The sequence below is a fragment of the Colwellia sp. C1TZA3 genome, from assembly GCF_007954265.1.
Classification (GTDB): Bacteria; Pseudomonadota; Gammaproteobacteria; order Enterobacterales; family Alteromonadaceae; genus Cognaticolwellia.
Genome location: NZ_VOLS01000051.1, coordinates 20,093 through 29,993, shown reverse-complemented (window position 1 = coordinate 29,993; position 9,901 = coordinate 20,093). Strand labels below are relative to the sequence as shown.

Here is a 9,901-nt window from a genome sequence, read left to right as displayed (position 1 = left end):
AGAAATAAAGGTTGAGCATAGTGGAGCTACATTCTTCCATTCTAAGATAAGCAGTTAAACGTGTTAGCGTCGGTGGTAAAAAGCGTGTGGATGTGCTTCTCTTTATGTAAAACCGCTCTTGAGCATCCTGCTCCCAAGGCATTAGTGCATCCATGCACGTCAGAGACCCGTAGCTAACGCTACGGGTCTTTTGCTTTCTGGCGTTTGAACATTGATTGTTGTTATGCCAAATGCTTTATAGTTGCCTAAACCTCAGGCAATATCAGGTTAGTCTCAGGTTGCTACCTAAGTCGTTCTTTGCCATCTATGGCAGTTTGAGATGAGTATATCCTTATATTTCAGGGCTACTTTTCTTCTAAGTATTCAATATTTATGATTATACCAATCCCAATGACTTTTTGATTATCAAATAGATAATATTTACATTCTCCCTTCCTTACTCCTTCTATTCTTCCTGATTTAATCCATCAGTTACTGTTTTTGCAAAGCCATTCTAATTATCTAAGTAAAATTAATTTTTATTCTACACCATCAAAATTTTCTTATAGGCTCAAAGATCACATGAAAAATTTTATTATTAAATAAAATGCTACGACAAGTGAAATTTAATATTTAATGCTTGTTGTACGTTGTTAATTTAGATATTCTCATGGCTGTTGGTAACATTTTATTTACATGTGTTCCTGTTAGTTAACAAATAGTTGTTATACCAATTTCATTAATTAGGTGGCCTACTTTATACGCAGGAAAAATGACCAAATATAAGGTATTTATTTTAATAACTCGTTGTTCAGGACAATAGGTGCCTGCATTGCCTAATAAGCGGCATCCATACAGCGATAATAATTAAATAAATAATGCAGTAGTGGGTTGTTTTAACCAGTAGAAACGATCAGATAATTAATGAGATCGGTATTAATATTAAAATAATAAATGCATTCTTAAGGAGCGCTCGTGCTTATTAAAGATAATTTTGACGAAGCACTGAAATTCAGTGAATCAACAAACGAATTTTTATCACATTATCAAATCCCGCCTAGTCCCGTAAATTATTCAGTTACTTATCTACATATTAGTAAGCGTAATGAAAAATTAACTGCAGAGTTAGAGAGACATGTCCAAACTTTTCAGGAAGTAGATTTAATTTTTATTGAAGGTTTGTTTGAAAAGTACATCTCTAATTCTCATGTTATTGATAGACAGATACTTAACCCAATTGAGAAATCTTTAACTTCAACACTTGAGAAAATTAATTTACAAGTAGATAACGTAAAAACCTCTACCTCTAATCTTAAAAAGGCAGAAAAAGCACTTTCCAAACATGAACACCATAAATCTATGCAAAATATTGTTGCCTTTTTGATGAAGAATATTGCATCTTCGCAGCAGCAGCAAACCGACTTATCTTTAAATCTGACTAGGACTTGTGGTGAAGTTAGTTTTTTAAAGTCTAAGCTTAAAGCGGCAAGTAATGAAGTGATAGTCGATTCGTTATCGGGTTTATATAACCGCCGTGGCTGTGATATTAAATTAAAAGAATTAGATATTGAACAAGTGCATTCTTCATTAGCAATAGACATTGACCATTTTAAAAGTGTAAATGATAAATTTGGCCACATTATTGGTGATAAAGTTATTCAGCGTATTGCTAAAGTCATTAAATCATCTATATCGGACAATGATATTGCCGTACGCTTTGGTGGTGAAGAGTTCGTTGTTGTGATGGTAAATAAAACCAAAACGCAGGCATATGTAGTTGCAGAAAATATAAGGTTAGCAATTTCAGAATTAAAACTGATGCAAAGAGACTCGAAAGCTTATCTACCTAAAATTTCTGTTTCTATTGGTGTAGCGCAACGAGAAGAGGAATTAAACTGGACGGCAATATTTGAACAAGCTGATACTGCCTTATATCAAGCTAAAAATAATGGCAGAAATAGAAGTGTTTGTTTATAGAGCAATCATCACGCTGTAGTTTACGTTTTAGCTTCATCAATTTAATACCAATTTCACTAATTATCTGACCATTTCACCTAGTTAAAACAACCCACTACGGCGTTATCTAATCATTATCGCTGCATGGATGCAGTTTTTTAGACAATGCAAGAGCCTATTGTCCTGAATAACGAGTTATTAAAATTAATGCTTTATATTTAATCGTTTTTCCTTCGTATACAGTAGACCACCTAATTAAAAAATTGGTATAAGTACTTTATATAGGGCTAAAGGGAGTAATCAACGGTAGTGTTTATTGATAAATACTACCGTTGTTCTCAAGCTCAGTAAGGTAAATACGCGTCATTAGCTCTAATTGATGATAGTTTGGCAACATGTGTTGGCATAGTTTATAAAACGCTTTGTTATGCTCTTTTTCTTTCAAGTGGGCGAGTTCATGTATCACGATCATACTTAATAGTGCTTCGGGTGCTCGCTTAAACATGCTACCAATAAGGATCTCGTTTTTGCTTTTTAGCTTATTGCCCTGTACGCGAGAAACATAAGTGTGCAAACCTAGCGCATTATTAACAACGTGAATTTTATCATCGTACTTTACTTGGCTAAGTGGGGCTGATTTTTTTAAATATTGTTGTTTTAATGCGATGGAATATTCACGTAATGCTTTATCGGTCGTTATTTCATGTGGCACAGGAAATTGTCCTAATAAATAGGCTTTTAAGTTGTTTTCCTTAATAAGCTTCGTCACTTGCTGTTGTATATCAAGTGAATAATGAGACAAATACTTTAACGGTGTGGGCATGCGACTAAATCAATTCTGTATTGTTGATGGTTGCGATTGTGTACATAGTTTACGCATTATAGTTTAAGTATTCATTATTTTTTATTAAACTTTGGGCTAATAAAAGCTTCAACTGTGTGATTACTGTTCTATACTGGCTTTTAAGTCAAAGTAATTGATAACTAAAATGAAATCATATAAAAATTAAAGTAAGGGAATACCCATGCAAAAATCACCTAAATTTTTAATGCTATTCATTGGGATGGCATTGTTATTAGCTTGTTCAAAGCAAGGGTTAATAGCACAGGCCGAGATACCTGCGATAAAAGCTGCCACGTTTAAAACCTATAACGCCGAAGAATTTTTTAAAACACGCTCGGTATTTGGTTCTTCAATTAATGCTGATACGAGCGCGGTATTAGTGAGTGACGATGAAAGTGGAATTTATAACGCTTACAAAGTACCTTTAGATGGCTCAGAGGTAACACAACTAACAACTTCAACTAAAGAGTCAATTTATGTTGTTAGTTGGTTTCCTGAGGATGAGCGTTTTTTATACAGCGCAGACAAAGGTGGTGATGAATTAGATCATCTTTTTGTTCAAGCTTTAGATGGCACAGAAAAAGACTTAACACCGGGTGAGGGGCTCAAAGCCTTTTTTATTAGTTGGCATGAAAACAATAAACAATTTTTTGTTGCTACGAATGAACGAGATGAAAAGTTTTTTGATATCTATTTATATCAAGGGGCTGACTATTCAAGAGAACTGATATACCAAAATAATTCAGGTTATTCTCCTGAAGCGATTAGCCCAAACGGTCAATATATTGTCTTAAGTAAAACTAATTCCAATGCTGATTCAAACTTATATTTAGTCGACTTAGCAAGTAAAGAGCGTTCAGCTCAATTGATAACTGACCATGAAGGTGATGTTGAACATAGTGCATACACCTTTACCCGTGATAATTCTGCATTGATATTTTCTACTGATGAATTTGGCGAATTTAAACAAGCTTGGTCTTACGACCTAACGAGTAAAGAAAAAACAGTTAACTTTGCTGTTGATTGGGATGTTAGTTTTAGCTATTTCTCAAAAGATGGCCGTTATCAAGTTAATGGTGTTAATGCTGACGCACAAACAAGAATAGAAATTATTGACCTAGTAACAAAGAAAAACCTTTTATTGCCTGATATGCCAAGTGGTGATTTGCGTGGGGTGAATTTTTCTAATAATGGCAAGCAAATGGTGTTCTATATAAACTCTGACACTTCACCGTCAAACTTATATGTCCATCAGCTAGGCAGTAACTCGATAAAGCGCTTAACAGATACAGGTAATCCAAACATTTTAGAAGAAAACTTAGTGGTGGGTGAAGTGGTCCGCTTTAAAAGTTTTGATGGCTTGGAAATCCCCGGTATTTTATATAAACCAAAGCAAGCAGCAAGACAAAAAGTACCTGCTTTGGTTTGGATACATGGTGGACCAGGAGGACAAAGCCGCAAAGGCTATTCGGCGACTATTCAACATTTAGTGAATAATGGTTACGCTATTTTTAGCATCAATAACCGGGGGTCAAGTGGTTATGGAAAAACTTTTTACCACCTAGATGATAAAAAGCATGGCGATCATGACTTAAAAGATGTGGTTTACAATAAGTATTATTTACAATCTTTAGATTGGGTTGATGCCGATAGAATTGGTGTTATCGGTGGCAGCTACGGCGGTTATTTAACCATGGCAGCCATGGCATTTACTGATGAGTTTGAAGTGGGCATTAATATTTTTGGTGTTACCAATTGGGTCAGAACCTTAGAAAGTATTCCACCCTATTGGGAAGCATTTCGCCAATCGCTTTATGATGAACTCGGTGACCCAAATACAGACAAAGAGCGTTTGCATAATATTTCACCCGTGTTTTTTGGTCACAATGTTAAAAAGCCAGTGTTAGTAGTGCAAGGTGAGAATGATCCACGAGTATTAAAAATTGAAAGTGATGACATGGTAGAGTCTATTCGCAGCGGTGGCACTTATGTTGATTATTTAGTTTTTGATGACGAAGGCCATGGCTTTAGTAAAAAAGCTAATCGCATTAGTGCTTCAAATAAATATTTAAGTTTTTTACAGGCGCATTTATAAAATTAGCTACTTGAATATAAATTTTACTTTAAAAATAGCGAACTTTAAGTTCGCTATTTTTTTAGCTACTGAGTATTAGGTAGAATTAGTTATTTGATTGGTCAGTTTTGGACGAGATAAAAGATGATGATAAAACAGTAACTTAAGGGTAAAAATATTACTAAAACGGCGATGTTGATGCTTTAAAGACTGCCATTAAGTTTTCTACAAAGGTAGTATTGTTTTGATCTGATACCGATACTGTGATGCCAAATGGCGCAAAGTGAAGTATTTCGGCTAATGCTGATGCTGACAAGTCTATCTTACTTAGCGTTAAACGATTTGAGGAAATTTCTTTTTCAATTCTTAATTGGATACTATTTTTTATTAAGCCTTCTTCTGCTTGAATAAGATCTTTACAAAATGCCTGACCAGCGTGCAATAAATTTGCTCTGACTAAACTACTCGATACGTGATTGAACAAACCTTCACATCGCTGAATAATAAGCACTCGGGTTTCCTGCCAAAAGTTTATTTCTGACTTACTGTAGATATTAATCAGGACATTGTGTTGCTGAAAATGTTTTTCAACAACAGCTCTAAATAAGAGCTCTTTTGATTTAAACTGCTTGTGTATAGTGACACGGGATATACCAGCATAACGACTGACCATAGATATATTTGCGGTATCGTAGCCGTGTTGAAAAAAACAATCCATAGCCGTATTTAGTATTTTATCGGTAGTACTTGGCAAATCATCTGCTCTTACTCATTGAGGTAGCAATATATTAACGCGAGTGGTTACATTAAACAACAAGTTTACACTAGTTGTTAATGTGTAAACCTGTGTTATGATTAGCTCACTTATTTTTATAATTTAACTGATATTTTGGGACTGATGTGAATCGAATTTTTATGCTCGGAGCCGTTTTTTTACTGCAAGCTTGCTCTGAACCAACAGAAGTCACGAAAGAGGCTGCACCTGTAGTGGTTCAACTGACGAGTGCTCGGCTAACAAGTTTAGTGAATGATTATGAATTTCCAGCCACGGTGTCAGCAGTGAAAAGTGTTGACCTTAAATTTGAAGTCTCAGGACGTTTAATTTTTGAGAGCCTTATTGAAGGCAGTGAAGTTAAAAAAGGTCAAATCTTAGCTAAAATCGATCCAAAACCCTTTCAACGTAAGGTGCAAGAGAGCCGTATTCGTCATAAAGATGCGCAGCGAAACTTAAAGCGTATCAAAGATGTTTTTGAAAAGAACGTTGCGTCACAACGAGATTACGATGAAGCAAAGTCTCAGTTTTCAATTACTAAAATAGCATTAGCTAATGCCGAGCAAGACTTAAGTTACTGTACTATTAGAGCGCCATTTGATGCCGTCATTGGTGCTCGCTATATTGAAAATGATAGCTTAATTCGTACGGGAGATTCACTGGCTAATTTACAAGATAGATCAGCGCTTTATTTTACTTTCGAAGTGCCTGAACGCATTATGACCGCCAATGCTGGCAATCGTGATGTAAAAGCAAGTGCTCACATTATTGGTCAGGAAGATAAGGTATTTGATATACATTATGTTGAACATAAAACCACGCCTGATCCCATTACTCAAACCTATGGCGTAACCTTTGCGCTTGATGGTGAAATGGCTAAGTCTTTTTATCCAGGTTCGCGAGCCATTGTTAACATTAAACAAAATAATAGCCACTCACAGGCATTAGTGATTCCATTAAGTGCCTTAATGGGTAATAACGACTCGGGTTTTAGTGTTTGGCGTTTTAATCAAGTACAAAATAGTCTTACTGAGGTCAAAGTTAAAGTTTCTCAATTAAAAGGAGAATACGCCCTAATTTCTTTGGGATTAAATAGCGATGATAAAGTAGTTTCTGCCGCGGTTGGCCAAATGCGTGAAGGGCTAATAGTGCGAGAATATAAGGCGACATATTAATGGATATAGCACGTTATTCGTTGACTAAGCCAATTAATATTTGGCTTATGGCGATATGTTTTATTATTGGCGGCATTGTTGCCATGGGTAAAATAGGGCGCTTAGAAGATCCCGCTTTTACCATCAAACAAGCGGTTATCTTTACTTATTACCCTGGTGCAAGTGCCGAAAAGGTGGAAAAAGAAGTTACTGAGCAAGTTGAAATAGCGCTGCAGCAAATGTGGCAATTAGATACTTTAAAATCAGTCAGTAAACCAGGTTTCTCCCGAGTTACCATGGAAATACAACCGCATATTGATGGTCCATTATTACCCCAAATTTGGGACGAATTACGTAAACGCCTGCGTGATATTCAGCAAAGTTTACCACTTGGTGCTAGTGCTCCTGTGGTTATTGACGATTTTGGTGATGTTTATGGCATTTATTACGCGTTATCTGCACCTGATTTTAGCGCTGATCAAATGCGCGAATTCTCTCGTATTATTCGCCGTGAAGTATTAACCGTTGACGGTGTTGCCAAAGTAAAAATTGGTGGCATTTTAGAAGAAGAAATCGTTGCTACCATTGATAGCTATCAAATTGCTGGCTTAGGGCTTTCTTTTCCTGACATTCAACAAGTGCTGGCAAATAATTTAAAACCCTTTAGTGGTGGTAGGTTATACATTGGCGATAAAAAAATCAGGATCCCAGTTGAAAGCTCAACCAATAAAATAACAGAAATAGAAAACCTCTCTATTGTTATTCCGGGTAAAAATGCCTCAATAAAGATAAAAGATATTGCTCAGCTCAGTATTCAACCCGTAGCTATACCAAGTGGTTTAAAGCGCTTTAATGGTGAGCGTGCGGTAACCTTAGCGGTATCGGCACAAAGTGATATTAATATCGTTGAAGTTGGCGATGAAATAGCCGCTAAGCTAGCTGAAGTGCTAGATAAATTACCCGCGGGTATTAAGCTATCTTCTATTTATAACCAAGCGAAAATTGTTGATGAGTCAGTTGACGGTTTTATTTTAAATTTGGAAATTTCAGTTGCTGTAGTGACCTTAGCACTTTGTTTATTTATGGGCTGGCGCTCAGGCATTGTTGTTGGTGGTACTTTATTGATCACGGTACTAGGGACTGTTTTGATCATGTGGCTGTATGATTTGCAGCTACAACGTATTTCGTTAGGCGCATTGGTCATTGCCATGGGTATGCTGGTTGATAACGCTATTGTGGTGGCCGAGGGCATGATGCTGCGCATGGAGAAAGGTAAATCGGCAATGGAGTCTGCCAGTTTTATTGTTAAACGAACGCAATGGCCATTACTAGGCGCTACGGTTATTGGTATAGCGGCATTTTCTGGCATTGGTTTATCAGATGATGCTACAGGTGAGTTTTTATTTTCACTGTTTGCTGTGGTAATGATATCTTTGTTGTTAAGTTGGATACTTGCGGTAACGCTAACACCTTTATTGGGTAAATATTTTTATCAAGTGGGTGATAAAGAAGCTGCTGAAGCGTCGCCTTCATTATTTCATCGAGCCTACTTAGTTGTTTTGCGTAATGCTTTGCATTGGCGTGCTGTAACGCTGTCGTTATTAGTGGTGATCACGATTAGTGCATACGCAAGCTTTGGTTTTATCAAACAAGGATTTTTCCCTCCTTCAAATACCCCAGTGTTTTTTGTTCATTACTGGGGCCCACAAGACTCAGATATTAGAGCGACTGAAAAGTATATGAAACAAGGTGAAAAACTGATCCTTGATACTGAAGGTGTCGAGTCATTGGCGACCTTTATCGGTGAAAGTTCAGAACGCTTTACCTTAGTGTTTGCACCTGAGTTACCCAATGAGAGTTATGGCCTATTTATGGTGCGAGCACACGACGCAGCTGAGATCCCTCGGTTAGCGCAAGCGGTTGCAGATAAATTAAGACTGGCCAATCCTAAAGTGAACTTTTACGCAGAAATTATGCAATTTGGCCCTGGCGCGGGGGCTAAAATTCAGGCACGATTCTCTGGTGAAGACCCAGCTATTTTAAGGCAGTTAGCTGAGCAAGCGAAAGCGATATATTTTAAAGATGGTAATATTCGCGATATTCGTGATGACTGGCGTGATAAGGGCATTGTTTTAGCACCTGAGTATGATGATATAGCCGCCGGTATTGCCGGTGTTTCAAGAAGCGACTTTAGTCAAGCCATCAAGTTTTATACTGATGGTTTGCAAATAGGGCAACTACAAGATGGCGACTACCTTTATCCAATTATTGCCAGAAATAGCAACACCAATTCTGATCAATTAGCTGGCTTAGAAAACAGTTTAGTGTGGAGCAGTAGTCAACGAACTTATGTTCCATTTAAGCAAGTAAGTGGCAAAATGAACTATGCCAGCGAAGAGCTACTAATTAATCGACGTGATCGGGTGCGAACTATTACCGTTAAAGCCGAAGCTGGATACAATGAAACTACTGGTGAAGCGTTTAACCGCACACAAGCTAAAATTACCGCGATTGCTTTACCAGAGGGTTATAAACTTGAATGGGGCGGAGAATATGAGTCGTCACGTAAAGCGCAAGCCGCTTTAGGAAAAGGCTTGCCGCTTGGTTTCTTAATTATGTTTATTATCAGTGTGTTGCTTTTTGGTAAGGCTAGACAACCCATTATTATTTGGCTTATTGTACCAATGGCAGTGGTGGGTGTGGTTGCAGGTTTACTGATAGCAGACTTACCTTTTGGTTTTATGTCGTTACTGGGCTTTTTAAGTTTATTCGGTATGTTAATTAAAAATGCTATTGTGCTATTGGAAGAAATTGACTTACAAATTATTGAAGGCAAAGAAAAAGCAATTGCTATCGTTGAAGCAAGTTTGAGTCGTTTGAGACCGGTTTCATTGGCAGCTATCACCACTATACTGGGTGTTATGCCGTTATTATTTGACCCTTTCTTTGCTGACATGTCGGTGACTATTATGGGTGGATTAGCATTTGCCACTATTTTGACCATGATCGCCGTACCTGTACTTTATAGTGTCTTTTATAAAATTAAGGTAGAGAAAGTCTAGTATAGGTACGTAGTACTTATACCAATCCCATTAAGTTATTGCTCACTTGTACTAGTTAAA

Annotated in this window: 6 protein-coding genes; 4 read left to right on the top strand and 2 right to left on the bottom strand. The window is 37.0% G+C overall.

What is annotated here, in order from left to right; all coding sequences use genetic code 11:
* Window positions 1–954: 954 nt before the first annotated feature.
* The gene (locus ESZ39_RS13760; RefSeq protein WP_146880477.1) at window positions 955–1,956 is read left to right on the top strand and encodes a GGDEF domain-containing protein; all 1,002 of its coding nucleotides are present in this window, start codon (window positions 955–957) and stop codon (window positions 1,954–1,956) included.
* Window positions 1,957–2,248: 292 nt separating this feature from the next.
* Here ESZ39_RS13760 and ESZ39_RS13755 read toward each other — a convergent pair whose 3' ends face one another.
* Window positions 2,249–2,758, bottom strand: a complete 510-nt coding sequence (locus tag ESZ39_RS13755) for a M48 family metallopeptidase (RefSeq protein WP_146880476.1) — start codon at window positions 2,756–2,758, stop codon at window positions 2,249–2,251.
* 202 nt (window positions 2,759–2,960) lie between these two features.
* Between ESZ39_RS13755 and ESZ39_RS13750 the strand changes: the two genes are divergently transcribed.
* Complete coding sequence (locus ESZ39_RS13750; protein ID WP_146880475.1) at window positions 2,961–4,874, top strand: alpha/beta hydrolase family protein; 1,914 nt, start codon at window positions 2,961–2,963, stop codon at window positions 4,872–4,874.
* Window positions 4,875–5,034: 160 nt separating this feature from the next.
* On the opposite strand, the gene ESZ39_RS13745 is transcribed toward ESZ39_RS13750, so the two are convergent.
* Window positions 5,035–5,607, bottom strand: a complete 573-nt coding sequence (locus tag ESZ39_RS13745) for a TetR/AcrR family transcriptional regulator (RefSeq protein WP_146880474.1) — start codon at window positions 5,605–5,607, stop codon at window positions 5,035–5,037.
* A 146-nt stretch (window positions 5,608–5,753) separates the two neighbouring features.
* Between ESZ39_RS13745 and ESZ39_RS13740 the strand changes: the two genes are divergently transcribed.
* A complete protein-coding gene (locus ESZ39_RS13740) occupies window positions 5,754–6,800 on the top strand; it encodes an efflux RND transporter periplasmic adaptor subunit (protein WP_146880473.1) in 1,047 nt (348 codons plus the stop codon).
* Window positions 6,800–9,841 carry an efflux RND transporter permease subunit gene (locus ESZ39_RS13735; RefSeq protein ID WP_146880472.1) on the top strand — a complete coding sequence of 1,014 codons (3,042 nt, stop codon included), beginning with the start codon at window positions 6,800–6,802 and terminating at the stop codon, window positions 9,839–9,841. Before ESZ39_RS13740 ends, ESZ39_RS13735 begins: the two co-directional genes overlap by 1 nt.
* The last annotated feature ends 60 nt before the right edge of the window (window positions 9,842–9,901 follow it).